This window comes from Citrobacter sp. RHBSTW-00599 (genome assembly GCF_013784065.1).
Taxonomy (GTDB): Bacteria; Pseudomonadota; Gammaproteobacteria; order Enterobacterales; family Enterobacteriaceae; genus Citrobacter; species Citrobacter braakii.
Genome location: NZ_CP056717.1, coordinates 4,778,135 through 4,795,214, shown reverse-complemented (window position 1 = coordinate 4,795,214; position 17,080 = coordinate 4,778,135). Strand labels below are relative to the sequence as shown.

The following is a 17,080-nucleotide window of genomic DNA, read 5'->3' as shown; positions in this document are numbered from 1 at the left end:
GGATGACGCGCGGAAAAATCAATATTCTGGTGGTAGATGACGATATCAGCCACTGTACCATTTTACAGGCGCTGCTGCGCGGCTGGGGTTATGAGGTCGCGCTGGCCTATAGCGGGCAAGCGGCACTGGAACAGGTGCGTGAACGCGTATTTGATTTAGTGCTGTGCGATGTGCGTATGGCGGAGATGGACGGCATCGCAACGCTGAAAGAGATTAAAGCGCTGAATTCGGCGATTCCGGTATTGATCATGACGGCGTTCTCCAGCGTGGAGACCGCCGTTGAGGCGCTGAAAACCGGGGCGCTGGACTACTTAATCAAGCCGCTGGATTTTGATTGCCTGCAGGAGACGCTGGAAAAGGCGCTGGCGCATACGCGGGAAACGGGCGCTGAACTGCCGTCAGGGTCGGCTGCGCAGTTTGGCATGATTGGCAGCAGTCCGGCGATGCGGCAGTTGATCAATGAAATCGCGATGGTTGCGCCCTCGGATGCAACGGTGCTCATTCACGGAGACTCCGGTACGGGGAAAGAGCTGGTGGCCCGGGCGCTGCATGCCAGCAGTGCCCGCTGTGATAAACCGCTGGTGACGCTGAACTGTGCGTCGCTTAATGAGTCGCTGCTGGAGTCCGAACTTTTTGGACATGAGAAAGGCGCGTTTACTGGCGCGGATAAGCGGCGGGAAGGGCGCTTTGTGGAAGCCGAAGGCGGCACGTTATTTCTTGATGAAATTGGCGATATCTCACCGCTAATGCAGGTGCGTCTGCTGCGGGCTATCCAGGAGCGGGAAGTGCAACGGGTTGGCAGCAACCAGACTATTGCGGTTGATGTCCGGCTGATCGCCGCCACACATCGCGATCTGGCGGAGGAAGTTAACGCCGGGCACTTTCGTCAGGATCTCTACTATCGCCTGAACGTCATTACTGTTGAAATGCCAGCGCTGTGCCAGCGTCGGGAAGATATTCCTCTGCTGGCCGAACATTTTCTCCAGCGTTTTGCCACACGTAATCGAAAAGCGGTGAAAGGCTTTACTCCGCAGGCGATGGATCTGCTGATCCACTATGACTGGCCGGGTAATATCCGTGAGCTGGAAAATGCGATTGAGCGTTCGGTGGTGCTGCTAACGGGGGAATATATTTCCGAACGCGAGCTGCCGATGGCGATTGCCGCGACACCGATAAAAACGGAATACAGTGGCGAGATCCAACCGCTGGTGGATGTCGAAAAAGAAGTGATTCTGGCGGCGCTGGAAAAAACGGGCGGCAATAAAACCGAAGCCGCCCGTCAGTTAGGTATTACGCGCAAAACGCTGCTGGCTAAGCTCAGCCGTTAGTTTTGCTCACGTTCGATGGCGCGCCAGCCGATGTCGTTACGGCTGAAGCTGCCGTCCCAACGGATGTCGGTCATCAGGGCGTAGGCACGCTGCTGCGCCTCGGCAACGGTGTTGCCCAGCGCGGTGGCGCACAGGACGCGACCGCCGTTGGTCAGCACGCGATCGTCAGCAGACAGTTTGGTGCCCGCGTGGAACACTTTACCGTCAGCGACTTCTTCCAGCGGCAGGCCGTGGATCTCATCGCCAGTATTGTAGTTGCCCGGATAACCCCCTGCGGCAATCACTACGCCCAAAGAGGCGCGTTCGTCCCACTCAGAGGTTTTCTCATCCAGCTTGCCGTCACAGGCGGCAAGGCACAGCTCCACCAGATCCGATTTCATACGCAGCATAATCGGCTGGGTTTCCGGATCGCCGAAGCGGCAGTTGAACTCGATAACCTTCGGGTTGCCCTGTTTGTCGATCATCAGACCCGCGTACAGGAAACCGGTGTAAGTGTTCCCTTCCGCCGCCATGCCTTTTACGGTTGGCCAGATGATGCGTTCCATGGTGCGCTGATGAACGTCATCAGTCACCACCGGTGCAGGTGAGTAAGCGCCCATACCGCCGGTATTCGGACCGGTATCGCCGTTGCCCACGCGTTTGTGGTCCTGGCTGGTGGCCATTGGCAGCACGTGCTCGCCGTCAACCATCACGATAAAGCTCGCTTCTTCACCGTCGAGGAACTCTTCGATAACGATACGGTGGCCCGCATCGCCAAAAGCGTTACCTGCCAGCATGTCATGAACGGCGGCTTCGGCTTCCTCCAGCGTCATCGCGACGATAACGCCTTTACCGGCGGCCAGGCCGTCGGCCTTGATAACGATCGGCGCGCCTTTCTCACGCAGATAGGCCAGCGCAGGCTCAATCTCGGTGAAGTTCTGATACTCCGCCGTTGGAATGTTATGACGGGCAAGGAAATCTTTGGTGAAGGCTTTGGAGCCTTCCAACTGCGCTGCACCTTCGGTTGGGCCGAAGATTTTCAGACCGGCGGCGCGAAACGCATCGACCACGCCAATTACCAGAGGCGCTTCTGGGCCAACGATGGTCAGATCGATCTTCTCATTCTGGGCAAAGCTCAGCAGCGCCGGAATATCGGTCACGCCGATTGCCACGTTTTGCAGCGCAGGTTCCAGCGCGGTGCCCGCGTTGCCTGGTGCGACAAATACCGTTTCGACTTTTGGCGACTGCGCCGCTTTCCAGGCCAGCGCGTGTTCGCGCCCGCCGTTGCCAATCACTAATACTTTCATCGTCTGCTCCGTGGATTAATGGCGGAAGTGGCGCATGTCGGTGAACACCATCGCTATGCCGTGCTCGTCGGCGGCAGCAATGACTTCATCATCACGGATAGAACCGCCCGGCTGGATCACGCAGGTCACACCGGCGGCGGCGGCGGCATCAATCCCATCGCGGAACGGGAAGAAGGCGTCGGATGCCATAGAGGAACCTTGAACTTCCAGACCTTCGTCGGCGGCTTTAATCCCGGCGATTTTTGCGGAATATACGCGGCTCATCTGGCCTGCGCCTATGCCGATAGTCATGTTCTCTTTGGCGTAAACAATGGCGTTGGATTTTACAAACTTAGCTACTTTCCAACAGAACAGCGCATCGCGCAGTTCCTGTTCGGTCGGCTGACGTTTGGAAACTACGCGCAGTTCACCTTCGCTCACCATACCCAGGTCACGATCCTGAACCAGCAGACCGCCGTTAACGCGTTTGAAGTCCAGGCCCGGCACACGTTGTGCCCACTGACCGCAGGTCAGCACGCGGACGTTCTGTTTGGCGGCGGTGATTTTCAGTGCGTCTTCGGTTGCGGATGGCGCGATGATCACTTCCACGAACTGACGGGAAATGATGGCTTGAGCAGTTTCGGCATCCAGTTCGCGGTTGAAGGCGATGATGCCGCCGAACGCGGAGGTCGGGTCGGTTTTATAGGCGCGGTCGTAAGCATCGAAAATAGAGGTACTGACAGCCACGCCGCACGGGTTAGCGTGTTTGACGATCACACAGGCTGGCTCGTTGAATTCTTTTACGCACTCCAGCGCCGCATCGGTATCGGCGATGTTGTTGTAGGAAAGTGCTTTGCCCTGTACCTGCTGCGCGGTGGCAACGGACGCTTCTTTAACATTCTCTTCTATATAGAAGGCAGCCTGTTGGTGGCTGTTCTCGCCGTAGCGCATATCCTGCTTCTTAATGAAGTTCAGGTTCAGTGTACGTGGAAAGCGACCGGCGGCTTCTTTGCTTTCGCCGTGGTAGGCCGGAACCATGCTACCGAAGTAGTTGGCGATCATGCTGTCGTAAGCGGCGGTGTGTTCGAAGGCTTTAATCGCGAGATCGAAACGTGTGTCGAGGGTCAGAGAACCGTCGTTGGCATCCATCTCTTTAATAATGGCGGCGTAGTCGCTGCTCTTCACAACGATAGCCACATCTTTATGGTTCTTGGCAGCGGAACGCACCATCGTCGGGCCGCCGATATCAATGTTTTCTACCGCATCTTCCAGCGAGCAGCCTTCACGGGCAACGGTTTCGGCGAACGGGTACAGGTTAACAACCACCATGTCGATAGGTGCGATGCCGTGCTGTTCCATAATCCCGTCGTCCTGACCACGACGACCAAGAATGCCGCCGTGGACTTTCGGATGCAGGGTCTTTACGCGTCCATCCATCATTTCCGGGAAGCCGGTGTAATCGGAAACTTCGGTCACTGGCAGGCCTTTCTCAGCCAACAGGCGCGCAGTGCCACCTGTAGACAGCAGCTCCACACCGCGTGCGGAAAGTGCCTGAGCGAATTCGATGATACCGGCCTTGTCAGAAACACTGAGCAGAGCGCGGCGGACTGGACGACGTTGTTGCATGGTAAATCCCCTGGATTTGACTATTACAGAGAGCGTTAGGTGAATTCTTGGCTAAAAACTCAGCTAACGCCCCTTACGGGGCATCCTTGTTGTGCGGGGGCATTGTAACGAAAACGTTTGCGCAACGCTCGCGAATTTTTAATTTTCGATTTTGACCTCTTCTTTTTCCGTTGAAGGATGCTCATATAAACAGAGAAGTGCACAAACGATCGCGTGGTTTGTGGATAACTCTGTGTGTAAATGGGTATAAGGCGGGGTTTTGCTGTGGAATGCAGCGGTCAGTCATTTTTCTGCAATTTAAGGGTTGCGGGCCGCGGGAAACTCCCTATAATGCGCCTCCATCGACACGGCGGATGTGAATCACTTCACACAAACAGCCGGTTCGGTTGAAGAGAAAAACCTGAAAATGAGGGTTGACTCTGAAAGAGGAAAGCGTAATATACGCCACCTCGCGACAGAGCGCTAAAGCGCGTCGCAACTGCTCTTTAACAATTTATCAGACAATCTGTGTGGGCACTCGAAGATACGGATTCTTAACGTCGCAAGACGAAAAATGAATACCAAGTCTCTGAGTGAACACGTAATTCATTACGAAGTTTAATTCACGAGCATCAAACTTAAATTGAAGAGTTTGATCATGGCTCAGATTGAACGCTGGCGGCAGGCCTAACACATGCAAGTCGAACGGTAGCACAGAGGAGCTTGCTCCTTGGGTGACGAGTGGCGGACGGGTGAGTAATGTCTGGGAAACTGCCCGATGGAGGGGGATAACTACTGGAAACGGTAGCTAATACCGCATAACGTCGCAAGACCAAAGAGGGGGACCTTCGGGCCTCTTGCCATCGGATGTGCCCAGATGGGATTAGCTAGTAGGTGGGGTAACGGCTCACCTAGGCGACGATCCCTAGCTGGTCTGAGAGGATGACCAGCCACACTGGAACTGAGACACGGTCCAGACTCCTACGGGAGGCAGCAGTGGGGAATATTGCACAATGGGCGCAAGCCTGATGCAGCCATGCCGCGTGTATGAAGAAGGCCTTCGGGTTGTAAAGTACTTTCAGCGAGGAGGAAGGTGTTGTGGTTAATAACCGCAGCAATTGACGTTACTCGCAGAAGAAGCACCGGCTAACTCCGTGCCAGCAGCCGCGGTAATACGGAGGGTGCAAGCGTTAATCGGAATTACTGGGCGTAAAGCGCACGCAGGCGGTCTGTCAAGTCGGATGTGAAATCCCCGGGCTCAACCTGGGAACTGCATCCGAAACTGGCAGGCTAGAGTCTTGTAGAGGGGGGTAGAATTCCAGGTGTAGCGGTGAAATGCGTAGAGATCTGGAGGAATACCGGTGGCGAAGGCGGCCCCCTGGACAAAGACTGACGCTCAGGTGCGAAAGCGTGGGGAGCAAACAGGATTAGATACCCTGGTAGTCCACGCCGTAAACGATGTCGACTTGGAGGTTGTGCCCTTGAGGCGTGGCTTCCGGAGCTAACGCGTTAAGTCGACCGCCTGGGGAGTACGGCCGCAAGGTTAAAACTCAAATGAATTGACGGGGGCCCGCACAAGCGGTGGAGCATGTGGTTTAATTCGATGCAACGCGAAGAACCTTACCTACTCTTGACATCCACGGAACTTGGCAGAGATGCCTTGGTGCCTTCGGGAACCGTGAGACAGGTGCTGCATGGCTGTCGTCAGCTCGTGTTGTGAAATGTTGGGTTAAGTCCCGCAACGAGCGCAACCCTTATCCTTTGTTGCCAGCGGTCCGGCCGGGAACTCAAAGGAGACTGCCAGTGATAAACTGGAGGAAGGTGGGGATGACGTCAAGTCATCATGGCCCTTACGAGTAGGGCTACACACGTGCTACAATGGCATATACAAAGAGAAGCGACCTCGCGAGAGCAAGCGGACCTCATAAAGTATGTCGTAGTCCGGATTGGAGTCTGCAACTCGACTCCATGAAGTCGGAATCGCTAGTAATCGTGGATCAGAATGCCACGGTGAATACGTTCCCGGGCCTTGTACACACCGCCCGTCACACCATGGGAGTGGGTTGCAAAAGAAGTAGGTAGCTTAACCTTCGGGAGGGCGCTTACCACTTTGTGATTCATGACTGGGGTGAAGTCGTAACAAGGTAACCGTAGGGGAACCTGCGGTTGGATCACCTCCTTACCTTAAAGAAACGTTCTTTGTAGTGCTCACACAGATTGTCTGATGAAAAGTAAATAGCAAGGCGTCTTGCGATTGAGACTTCAGTGTCCCCTTCGTCTAGAGGCCCAGGACACCGCCCTTTCACGGCGGTAACAGGGGTTCGAATCCCCTAGGGGACGCCACTTGCTGGTATGTGTGAGTGAAAGTCGCCGACCGAAGTATCTCAAAACAGACTTTCGAGTCTCGTTTGAGATATTTGCTCTTTAAAAATCTGGATCAAGCTGAAAATTGAAACGACACACTGTTTCATTTCTCCGTAAACAAGAAATGAAAAGCGGTGTGTTCGAGTCTCTCAAATTTTCGCAACACTGAAGTGTTTTACGAAACATCTTCGGGTTGTGAGGTTAAGCGACTAAGCGTACACGGTGGATGCCCTGGCAGTCAGAGGCGATGAAGGACGTGCTAATCTGCGATAAGCGTCGGTAAGGTGATATGAACCGTTATAACCGGCGATTTCCGAATGGGGAAACCCAGTGTGATTCGTCACACTATCATTACGTGAATACATAGCGTAATGAAGCGAACCGGGGGAACTGAAACATCTAAGTACCCCGAGGAAAAGAAATCAACCGAGATTCCCCCAGTAGCGGCGAGCGAACGGGGAGCAGCCCAGAGTCTGAATCAGCATGTGTGGTAGTGGAACGGTCTGGAAAGTCCGGCGATACAGGGTGATAGCCCCGTACACAAAAGTGCATGTGTTGTGAACTCGAAGAGTAGGGCGGGACACGTGGTATCCTGTCTGAATATGGGGGGACCATCCTCCAAGGCTAAATACTCCTGACTGACCGATAGTGAACCAGTACCGTGAGGGAAAGGCGAAAAGAACCCCGGCGAGGGGAGTGAAAAAGAACCTGAAACCGTGTACGTACAAGCAGTGGGAGCCTCTTTATGGGGTGACTGCGTACCTTTTGTATAATGGGTCAGCGACTTATATTCTGTAGCAAGGTTAACCGAATAGGGGAGCCGAAGGGAAACCGAGTCTTAACTGGGCGTTAAGTTGCAGGGTATAGACCCGAAACCCGGTGATCTAGCCATGGGCAGGTTGAAGGTTGGGTAACACTAACTGGAGGACCGAACCGACTAATGTTGAAAAATTAGCGGATGACTTGTGGCTGGGGGTGAAAGGCCAATCAAACCGGGAGATAGCTGGTTCTCCCCGAAAGCTATTTAGGTAGCGCCTCGTGAACTCATCTTCGGGGGTAGAGCACTGTTTCGGCTAGGGGGTCATCCCGACTTACCAACCCGATGCAAACTGCGAATACCGAAGAATGTTATCACGGGAGACACACGGCGGGTGCTAACGTCCGTCGTGAAGAGGGAAACAACCCAGACCGCCAGCTAAGGTCCCAAAGTCATGGTTAAGTGGGAAACGATGTGGGAAGGCACAGACAGCCAGGATGTTGGCTTAGAAGCAGCCATCATTTAAAGAAAGCGTAATAGCTCACTGGTCGAGTCGGCCTGCGCGGAAGATGTAACGGGGCTAAACCATGCACCGAAGCTGCGGCAGCGACACTATGTGTTGTTGGGTAGGGGAGCGTTCTGTAAGCCGTTGAAGGTGTGCTGTGAGGCATGCTGGAGGTATCAGAAGTGCGAATGCTGACATAAGTAACGATAATGCGGGTGAAAAACCCGCACGCCGGAAGACCAAGGGTTCCTGTCCAACGTTAATCGGGGCAGGGTGAGTCGACCCCTAAGGCGAGGCCGAAAGGCGTAGTCGATGGGAAACAGGTTAATATTCCTGTACTTGGTGTTACTGCGAGGGGGGGACGGAGAAGGCTATGTTAGCCGGGCGACGGTTGTCCCGGTTTAAGCATGTAGGCGGAGATTCCAGGTAAATCCGGAGTCTTGTTAACGCTGAGGTGTGATGACGAGGCACTACGGTGCTGAAGTAACAAATGCCCTGCTTCCAGGAAAAGCCTCTAAGCATCAGGTAACACAAAATCGTACCCCAAACCGACACAGGTGGTCAGGTAGAGAATACCAAGGCGCTTGAGAGAACTCGGGTGAAGGAACTAGGCAAAATGGTGCCGTAACTTCGGGAGAAGGCACGCTGATATGTAGGTGAAGTGATTTACTCATGGAGCTGAAATCAGTCGAAGATACCAGCTGGCTGCAACTGTTTATTAAAAACACAGCACTGTGCAAACACGAAAGTGGACGTATACGGTGTGACGCCTGCCCGGTGCCGGAAGGTTAATTGATGGGGTTATCCGTAAGGAGAAGCTCTTGATCGAAGCCCCGGTAAACGGCGGCCGTAACTATAACGGTCCTAAGGTAGCGAAATTCCTTGTCGGGTAAGTTCCGACCTGCACGAATGGCGTAATGATGGCCAGGCTGTCTCCACCCGAGACTCAGTGAAATTGAACTCGCTGTGAAGATGCAGTGTACCCGCGGCAAGACGGAAAGACCCCGTGAACCTTTACTATAGCTTGACACTGAACACTGGTCCTTGATGTGTAGGATAGGTGGGAGGCTTTGAAGTGTGGACGCCAGTCTGCATGGAGCCAACCTTGAAATACCACCCTTTAATGGCTGGTGTTCTAACGTAGACCCGTGATCCGGGTTGCGGACAGTGTCTGGTGGGTAGTTTGACTGGGGCGGTCTCCTCCTAAAGAGTAACGGAGGAGCACGAAGGTTAGCTAATCCTGGTCGGACATCAGGAGGTTAGTGCAAAGGCATAAGCTAGCTTGACTGCGAGAGTGACGGCTCGAGCAGGTGCGAAAGCAGGTCTTAGTGATCCGGTGGTTCTGAATGGAAGGGCCATCGCTCAACGGATAAAAGGTACTCCGGGGATAACAGGCTGATACCGCCCAAGAGTTCATATCGACGGCGGTGTTTGGCACCTCGATGTCGGCTCATCACATCCTGGGGCTGAAGTAGGTCCCAAGGGTATGGCTGTTCGCCATTTAAAGTGGTACGCGAGCTGGGTTTAGAACGTCGTGAGACAGTTCGGTCCCTATCTGCCGTGGGCGCTGGAGAATTGAGGGGGGCTGCTCCTAGTACGAGAGGACCGGAGTGGACGCATCACTGGTGTTCGGGTTGTCATGCCAATGGCATTGCCCGGTAGCTAAATGCGGAAGAGATAAGTGCTGAAAGCATCTAAGCACGAAACTTGCCCCGAGATGAGTTCTCCCTGACCCTTTAAGGGTCCTGAAGGAACGTTGAAGACGACGACGTTGATAGGTCGGGTGTGTAAGCGTAGCGATACGTTGAGCTAACCGATACTAATGAACCGTGAGGCTTAACCTTACAACGCCGAAGATGTTTTGGCGGATGAGACATCGAAATTCAGCTTGATTACAGATTACATCGACATGCGAAAAGCGTGTTGATAAACAGAATTTGCCTGGCGGCTGTAGCGCGGTGGTCCCACCTGACCCCATGCCGAACTCAGAAGTGAAACGCCGTAGCGCCGATGGTAGTGTGGGGTCTCCCCATGCGAGAGTAGGGAACTGCCAGGCATCAAATAAGTGAAGAAGCCCATCCTGCCGGATGGGCTTTTTTGCGTCTGCAGGGAGTGAGAACTGCCGGATGCGGCGTACCATTTTATCCAGCCCATCATGTTGTAACCGGTGTTCAGGCCTGAGAAGCGCAGCACACCAGGCTCTCCCGGCAGCACATTGCCTGTTACGCGAACGACGAATAGCATTCTCCTTTTTTCTTTACTGCACTAATCTACAGCAAGGAGCCGTGAAACTTTCTCAACTTGAGGATGAAGGCTCGACATTCGCATGATTCCTGGGTATCTTCAGCTATCTGGATGTCTAAACGTTTAAACGTATGTAGTGAGGTTATCAGGTTATGCCAATTCGCGTGCAGGACGAGCTACCCGCCGTCAATTTCTTGCGTGAGGAAAACGTCTTTGTGATGACGTCATCTCGCGCTTCTGGTCAGGAAATTCGTCCACTGAAGGTGCTCATCCTCAACCTGATGCCCAAGAAGATTGAAACGGAAAACCAGTTCCTGCGTTTACTGTCTAACTCCCCGCTGCAGGTAGATGTTCAGCTATTGCGCATTGATGCCCGCGAGTCACGCAACACCCCTACGGAGCATCTGAATAACTTTTACTGTAATTTCGAGGATATCTGCGATCAGAACTTTGATGGGCTAATCGTGACCGGCGCGCCGTTGGGTCTGGTTGAATTTAATGACGTGGCTTACTGGCCGCAGATTAAACAAGTGCTTGAATGGGCGAAAGATCATGTTACATCGACGCTCTTTGTCTGTTGGGCGGTGCAAGCCGCATTGAATATCCTGTACGGAATTCCCAAGCAAACCCGTACGGATAAACTCTCAGGCGTCTATGAGCACCATATTCTTCATCCTCATGCGCTGCTGACGCGTGGATTTGATGATGCGTTCCTGGCCCCGCATTCGCGCTATGCCGATTTTCCTGCTGCCCTTATCAGGGACTATACCGATCTCGAGATTTTTGCCGAAACAGAAGAGGGAGATGCCTACCTGTTTGCCAGCAAAGATAAACGTATCGCCTTCGTAACGGGCCATCCTGAATATGACGCCCATACACTCGGCAGTGAATATTTTCGTGACGTCGAAGCGGGCTTAACGCCGGAAGTGCCCTATAACTACTTCCCAAAAGATGACCCGCAAAATAAACCGCGGGCAACCTGGCGTAGCCACGGCAATCTGTTGTTTACCAACTGGCTCAACTATTACGTTTACCAGATCACGCCATATGATCTGCGTCACATGAATCCAACGCTGGATTAATCTTCTGTAACAGACGATCCTTAAGCGTTTCAGCATGTTGAATCAGGCACCTTCGGGTGCCTTTTTTATTTCCGAAATGCACCTCACTGTGTAATTAAATTTTATTTATATTGTTATCAATAGGTTAATTAATAATTAAATTAAAAATGGAAATTGTTTTTGATTTTGAAATTTAAATGAGTAGTCTTAGTTGTGCTGAACGAAAACCGCACAACGATCCTTCGTTCGCATTGGGGATGTGTTTGGATCAATGACGAGGAACTACGCAATGAATCAACAGGCAACGACAACCGATGAACTGATCTTCACCAGGCCGCGTGGCGAACAGGAACAGCAGATTCTGACCGCTGAAGCGGTGGAGTTTCTGACCGAGCTGGTGACAAGATTTACGCCAAAGCGGAATAAACTTCTGGCTGCACGTATCCAGCAGCAGCAGGATATTGATGACGGTAAGTTGCCTGACTTTATTTCGGAAACAGCTTCCATTCGTGAAGGTAACTGGAAAGTTCGCGGTATTCCTGATGATTTACTGGATCGCCGTGTAGAGATTACCGGACCGGTTGAGCGCAAGATGGTTATCAACGCGCTGAACGCGAACGTCAAAGTCTTTATGGCTGATTTTGAAGATTCGCTGGCTCCTGAGTGGAGCAAAGTTATCGACGGGCAGATCAACTTGCGCGATGCAGTCAATGGCACCATTAGCTACACCAACGAAGCCGGTAAAATTTATCAACTCAAACCCAATCCGGCCCTGTTAGTGTGCCGCGTTCGCGGTCTGCATCTGCCGGAAAAACACGTCACCTGGCGTGGCGAATCGATCCCGGGCAGCCTGTTCGACTTCGCCCTCTATTTCTTCCACAACCACAAAACGTTGCTGGCAAAAGGCAGTGGCCCTTATTTCTATCTACCCAAAACGCAGGCCTGGCAAGAAGCGGCATGGTGGAGCGAAGTGTTCAGCTATGCAGAGGATCGCTTTAATCTGCCGCGCGGCACAATTAAAGCGACCCTGCTGATTGAAACGCTGCCAGCCGTTTTCCAGATGGACGAAATTCTGCACGCGCTGCGTGACCACATTGTGGGCCTGAACTGCGGTCGCTGGGACTACATTTTCAGTTATATCAAAACCCTGAAGAACCACCCGGATCGCGTGTTGCCGGACCGTCAGGTGGTGACGATGGATAAGCCATTCCTCAGTGCGTATTCGCGTCTGCTGATTAAAACCTGTCATAAACGCGGCGCGTTCGCGATGGGCGGCATGGCCGCGTTCATTCCCAGCAAAGATGCGGAACGTAACAACCAGGTTCTGACCAAGGTAAAAGCGGACAAAGCGCTGGAAGCCAATAACGGTCATGACGGCACATGGATTGCCCATCCAGGACTGGCAGATACCGCAATGGCGGTGTTCAACGACGTACTCGGTGAAAACAAAAATCAGCTGTTCGTGACCCGTGAAGAAGATGCGCCGATTACCGCAGAACAATTGCTGGCACCCTGTGAAGGTGAGCGTACTGAAGAAGGTATGCGTGCCAACATTCGTGTCGCGGTGCAGTACATCGAAGCGTGGATCTCCGGTAATGGCTGCGTACCGATTTATGGTCTGATGGAAGATGCGGCCACCGCCGAAATCTCTCGTACTTCCATCTGGCAGTGGATCCACCACCAGAAAACGCTCAGCAACGGCAAACCGGTTACCAAACCGTTGTTCCGCCAGATGCTGGCCGAAGAGATGTTGGTGATTCAGGACGAACTGGGAGAACACCGCTACAGCAGCGGGCGTTTTGATGATGCCGCGCGCCTGATGGAGCAAATCACCACTTCCGACGAGTTAATTGACTTCCTGACGTTACCGGGCTACCGCCTGTTGGCCTAATTTACCCACAATTTATCCTAATGGAGCATCTGCACATGAAAACCCGTACTCAACAAATCGAAGAATTACAGAAAGAATGGACTCAACCGCGCTGGGAAGGCATCACCCGCCCCTATAGCGCGGAGGAAGTGGTGAAATTACGTGGCTCGGTCAACCCGGAATGCACGCTGGCGCAGCTTGGCGCGGCGAAAATGTGGCGTCTGCTACACGGCGAATCGAAGAAAGGTTATATCAACAGCCTCGGTGCGCTGACTGGTGGTCAGGCGCTGCAGCAAGCGAAAGCTGGTATTGAAGCGGTCTACCTTTCAGGCTGGCAGGTGGCGGCAGATGCCAACCTGGCGTCCAGCATGTATCCGGATCAATCGTTGTATCCAGCGAACTCCGTTCCGGCGGTGGTGGACAGGATCAACAACACATTCCGTCGTGCCGATCAGATCCAATGGTCAACCGGTATTGAGCCGAACGATCCGCGCTATGTGGATTACTTCCTGCCGATCGTTGCAGATGCGGAAGCGGGTTTTGGCGGGGTACTGAACGCGTTTGAACTGATGAAATCGATGATTGAGGCTGGTGCAGCGGCCGTTCACTTCGAAGATCAGCTCGCATCGGTGAAAAAATGTGGTCACATGGGTGGCAAAGTCCTGGTGCCGACTCAGGAAGCTATCCAGAAACTGGTGGCAGCCCGTCTGGCTGCAGACGTTATGGGCGTTCCGACGCTGGTGATTGCGCGTACCGATGCTGACGCAGCCGATCTGATTACGTCTGATTGCGACCCATACGATAGCGAGTTCATCACTGGCGAACGTACCAGCGAAGGGTTCTACCGTACGCATGCGGGCATTGAGCAGGCGATCAGCCGTGGCCTGGCCTACGCACCGTATGCGGATCTGGTGTGGTGTGAAACCTCCACGCCGGACCTCGAACTGGCGAAGCGCTTTGCCGATGCTATTCATGCGAAATTCCCAGGCAAACTGCTGGCCTACAACTGTTCGCCATCGTTTAACTGGCAGAAAAACCTGGATGACAAAACCATTGCCAGCTTCCAGCAACAGCTGTCCGATATGGGTTACAAATACCAGTTCATTACGCTGGCGGGTATTCACAGCATGTGGTTCAACATGTTCGACCTCGCGCATTCCTATGCGCAGGGTGAAGGCATGCGCCACTACGTTGAGAAGGTTCAGCAGCCGGAATTTGCGGCTGCTAAAGATGGTTACACCTTCGTGTCCCATCAGCAGGAAGTGGGGACAGGCTATTTCGACAAAGTAACCACCATCATTCAGGGCGGCACTTCTTCAGTGACCGCGCTGACCGGCTCGACTGAAGAATCGCAGTTTTGATCAATGCCCGGTGGCGCTGCGCTTACCGGGCCTACGAAGGGATGTAGGCCGGATAAGCGAATGCGCCATCCGGCATGACATTGTGCCGGATGGGAGAAATTGATGACGCGTGGCCTGGAATTACTGATTGCTCAGACGATTTTGCAAGGTTTCGACGCCCAGTACGGGCGTTTTCTGGAAGTGACCTCCGGCGCGCAGCAGCGTTTTGAACATGCCGACTGGCACGCGGTTCAGCAGGCGATGAAAAGCCGTATCCACCTTTACGATCATCATGTGGGTCTGGTGGTGGAGCAACTGCGCTGCATTACTGATGGCAAAAGTACCGACGCGGATTTTTTACTTCGCGTGAAAGAGCATTACACCCGGCTATTGCCAGATTACCCACGCTTCGAGATTGCGGAGAGTTTCTTTAACTCCGTCTATTGCCGGTTATTTGACCACCGCTCGCTGACTCCCGAGCGACTGTTTATTTTCAGCTCTCAGCCAGAGCGCCGTTTTCGCACGATCCCACGCCCGTTGGCGAAAGACTTTTTTCCCGATGCCGGCTGGGAGTGGCTGCTTACGCGCGTCCTCAGCGATCTGCCCTTGCGTCTGCCATGGCAGAACAGACATCGGGATATCCACTACATCATCGAACACCTGACCGAAACGCTGGGGGCGGATGTGTTGCAGCGCAGTCATTTGCAGGTGGCGAACGAACTGTTTTATCGCAACAAGGCCGCCTGGCTGGTCGGGAAGTTGATTACCCCTTCCGGGACGCTGCCGTTTTTACTGCCAATTCACCGTACTGACGAGGGCGAACTGTTTGTCGATACCTGCCTGACCACGACGGCGGAAGCCAGTATCGTGTTTGGCTTCGCCCGCTCGTATTTTATGGTTTACGCCCCGCTGCCCGCCGCGTTAATGGAGTGGCTGCGCGAGATCCTGCCCGGTAAAACCACCGCTGAATTGTATATGGCGATCGGCTGTCAGAAACACGCGAAGACCGAAAGTTACCGCGAATATCTGCTCTATCTTGCCCATTGCGATGAGCAATTTATCGAAGCGCCGGGGATCCGCGGCATGGTGATGCTGGTATTTACCCTGCCAGGCTTCGACCGCGTCTTTAAAGTCATCAAAGACAAATTTGCGCCGCAAAAAGAGATGTCGGCCGCCCACGTCCGCGCCTGTTATCAACTGGTCAAGGAGCACGATCGTGTCGGACGGATGGCTGACACCCAGGAGTTCGAGAACTTTGTGCTGGATAAACGGCAAATCGATCCGTCGCTGATGGCGCTGTTGCTACAGGAAGCCCCGGAAAAAATTACCGATCTCGGCGAGCAGATTGTCATTCGCCATTTGTATATCGAACGACGGATGGTGCCGCTCAATATCTGGCTGGAGCAGGTCGAAGGCCAGCAACTGCGCGATGCAATTGAAGAGTACGGCAATGCCATTCGTCAGCTGGCCGCCGCCAATATTTTCCCCGGCGATATGCTGTTTAAGAACTTCGGCGTGACTCGCCACGGGCGCGTGGTGTTCTACGACTACGATGAAATTTGCTACATGACGGAGGTGAATTTCCGTCATATCCCGCCGCCGCGTTACCCGGAAGATGAGATGAGCGCTGAACCGTGGTATAGCGTATCGCCGGGGGATGTCTTCCCGGAAGAGTTTCGTCACTGGCTATGCGCTGACCCGCGTATCGGGCCGCTATTTGAAGAGATGCATGCTGACCTGTTCAGTGCCGACTACTGGCGAGGTCTGCAAACGCGGATCCGTGAAGGACACGTGGAAGATGTTTACGCCTACCGGCGCAAACAGCGGTTTTGCATCAGATTTGCGGCTTGATGTCCGGCAACCCTTTCTTAACGAAATCCGCCGTATGCCAGCGTGACTTCTTTCGCCGCTTTGATCGCCATGGCACCAAACTCGGTCACTCGATCGTCGGTAATGCGCGAAATGGGTCCGGAGATGGAAATAGCGGCAAACGGCTCGCGGTGTTCATCATAAATGCACGACGCCACGCAGCGCAGACCCAGCGCATGCTCCTCATCATCAAAGGAGTAGCCGCGCTTGCGCGTCTGGGCTAAATCCTCTTTCAAATGCACCGGCGACACCAACGTGGCGTGGGTGTAAGCGTGCAGCCCTTTACGGTGCAGCAGGCCAGTCACCTGTTCTTCACTCAGTTGGGATAAAAACGCCTTACCCGCACCGGAGGCGTGCATCGGCAGTTTGCCGCCGATAGGCGCGGACATGCGCATCAGCTGGGTACACTGCACCTGGTCGATAATAATGGCCTGATGGTCGCTTTGATCTAATACGGCCAGGTTTACCGTCTCGCCGGAGTCTTCCATCAGCTTGCGCAGGATCGGGTGGACAATCGCCAGCAAATTACGGCTTTGCAAAAAGCTGCTGCCGACGATAAACGCATGCGCACCCACGGCCCAGTGGCCTAATTCACCCACCTGACGGACAAATCCTTGCTGCTGCATGGTGGTCAACAAACGGTGAGTCGTGGAGTTTGGCAAGCCGGCCTGCTGTGCCAGCTCGGTTAGCGCCACGCTGCCGTTGGATTCCGCAATCCACTCCAGTAACTTCAGGCCGCGGGTCAGAGACTGAACCTGCCCGGTTGCAGGCGTAGTAGCAGCGGCGGGTTTTCTACCGCGTTTCGCGGGGATTGTGGCAACCATGGCGGACTCCTTTTCTGTATCGTGGAAATCATTTTCGTTTTATTCAAT

Annotated in this window: 8 protein-coding genes, 1 tRNA gene and 3 rRNA genes; 9 read left to right on the top strand and 3 right to left on the bottom strand. The window is 53.7% G+C overall.

Going from position 1 to position 17,080, the window contains the following annotated elements; all coding sequences use genetic code 11:
- The first annotated feature begins 2 nt into the window (after positions 1-2).
- Positions 3-1,328, top strand: a complete 1,326-nt coding sequence (gene zraR / locus HV243_RS23195) for a sigma-54-dependent response regulator transcription factor ZraR (protein ID WP_053389760.1) — start codon at positions 3-5, stop codon at positions 1,326-1,328.
- Here zraR and purD read toward each other — a convergent pair.
- Together purD and purH are read right to left on the bottom strand one after the other, a co-directional pair.
- Positions 1,325-2,614, bottom strand: coding sequence for a phosphoribosylamine--glycine ligase (gene purD, locus HV243_RS23190; protein ID WP_016157951.1), 1,290 nt, complete (start codon positions 2,612-2,614; stop codon positions 1,325-1,327). The genes zraR and purD overlap by 4 nt on opposite strands.
- A gap of 15 nt (positions 2,615-2,629) precedes the next feature.
- The gene (gene purH / locus HV243_RS23185) at positions 2,630-4,219 is read right to left on the bottom strand and encodes a bifunctional phosphoribosylaminoimidazolecarboxamide formyltransferase/IMP cyclohydrolase (protein WP_047358998.1); all 1,590 of its coding nucleotides are present in this window, start codon (positions 4,217-4,219) and stop codon (positions 2,630-2,632) included.
- Between the two features lie 619 nt (positions 4,220-4,838).
- Here purH and HV243_RS23180 point away from each other — a divergent pair.
- The 8 genes from HV243_RS23180 (at position 4,839) to aceK (ending at position 16,190) form a co-directional block, all read left to right on the top strand.
- A 16S ribosomal RNA gene (locus HV243_RS23180) occupies positions 4,839-6,380 on the top strand.
- 85 nt (positions 6,381-6,465) lie between these two features.
- Positions 6,466-6,541 (top strand) — tRNA-Glu (locus HV243_RS23175).
- A 220-nt stretch (positions 6,542-6,761) separates the two neighbouring features.
- Positions 6,762-9,668 (top strand): 23S ribosomal RNA (locus HV243_RS23170).
- A gap of 96 nt (positions 9,669-9,764) precedes the next feature.
- A 5S ribosomal RNA gene (gene rrf, locus HV243_RS23165) occupies positions 9,765-9,880 on the top strand.
- Together the 16S, 23S and 5S rRNA genes with 1 tRNA gene alongside form the textbook arrangement of a ribosomal RNA operon.
- 340 nt (positions 9,881-10,220) lie before the next feature.
- Entirely contained in the window at positions 10,221-11,150 is a 930-nt protein-coding gene (metA, locus tag HV243_RS23160) for a homoserine O-succinyltransferase (protein WP_016155321.1), read from the top strand.
- A 268-nt stretch (positions 11,151-11,418) separates the two neighbouring features.
- Complete coding sequence (gene aceB / locus HV243_RS23155) at positions 11,419-13,020, top strand: malate synthase A (RefSeq protein ID WP_053389653.1); 1,602 nt, start codon at positions 11,419-11,421, stop codon at positions 13,018-13,020.
- Positions 13,021-13,055: 35 nt separating this feature from the next.
- Positions 13,056-14,360: an isocitrate lyase gene (gene aceA / locus HV243_RS23150; protein WP_016155323.1), complete on the top strand. Its 1,305-nt coding sequence runs from the start codon at positions 13,056-13,058 to the stop codon at positions 14,358-14,360.
- 102 nt (positions 14,361-14,462) lie between these two features.
- Positions 14,463-16,190 (top strand): bifunctional isocitrate dehydrogenase kinase/phosphatase, encoded by a 1,728-nt coding sequence (gene aceK, locus HV243_RS23145; protein WP_053389652.1) that lies wholly within the window; start codon positions 14,463-14,465, stop codon positions 16,188-16,190.
- A 17-nt stretch (positions 16,191-16,207) separates the two neighbouring features.
- On the opposite strand, the gene iclR is transcribed toward aceK, so the two are convergent.
- The gene (gene iclR / locus HV243_RS23140; RefSeq protein WP_047357748.1) at positions 16,208-17,032 is read right to left on the bottom strand and encodes a glyoxylate bypass operon transcriptional repressor IclR; all 825 of its coding nucleotides are present in this window, start codon (positions 17,030-17,032) and stop codon (positions 16,208-16,210) included.
- Positions 17,033-17,080 lie beyond the last annotated feature (48 nt).

Excerpts from the sequence above, each read along its gene's own strand:
- aceA (WP_016155323.1), top strand. The coding sequence starts at position 13,056 with ATGAAAACCCGTACTCAACAAATCGAAGAATTACAGAAAGAATGGACT.
- aceB (WP_053389653.1), top strand. The coding sequence starts at position 11,419 with ATGAATCAACAGGCAACGACAACCGATGAACTGATCTTCACCAGGCCG.
- iclR (WP_047357748.1), bottom strand. The coding sequence starts at position 17,032 with ATGGTTGCCACAATCCCCGCGAAACGCGGTAGAAAACCCGCCGCTGCT.
- purH (WP_047358998.1), bottom strand. The coding sequence starts at position 4,219 with ATGCAACAACGTCGTCCAGTCCGCCGCGCTCTGCTCAGTGTTTCTGAC.
- metA (WP_016155321.1), top strand. The coding sequence starts at position 10,221 with ATGCCAATTCGCGTGCAGGACGAGCTACCCGCCGTCAATTTCTTGCGT.
- purD (WP_016157951.1), bottom strand. The coding sequence starts at position 2,614 with ATGAAAGTATTAGTGATTGGCAACGGCGGGCGCGAACACGCGCTGGCC.
- zraR (WP_053389760.1), top strand. The coding sequence starts at position 3 with ATGACGCGCGGAAAAATCAATATTCTGGTGGTAGATGACGATATCAGC.
- aceK (WP_053389652.1), top strand. The coding sequence starts at position 14,463 with ATGACGCGTGGCCTGGAATTACTGATTGCTCAGACGATTTTGCAAGGT.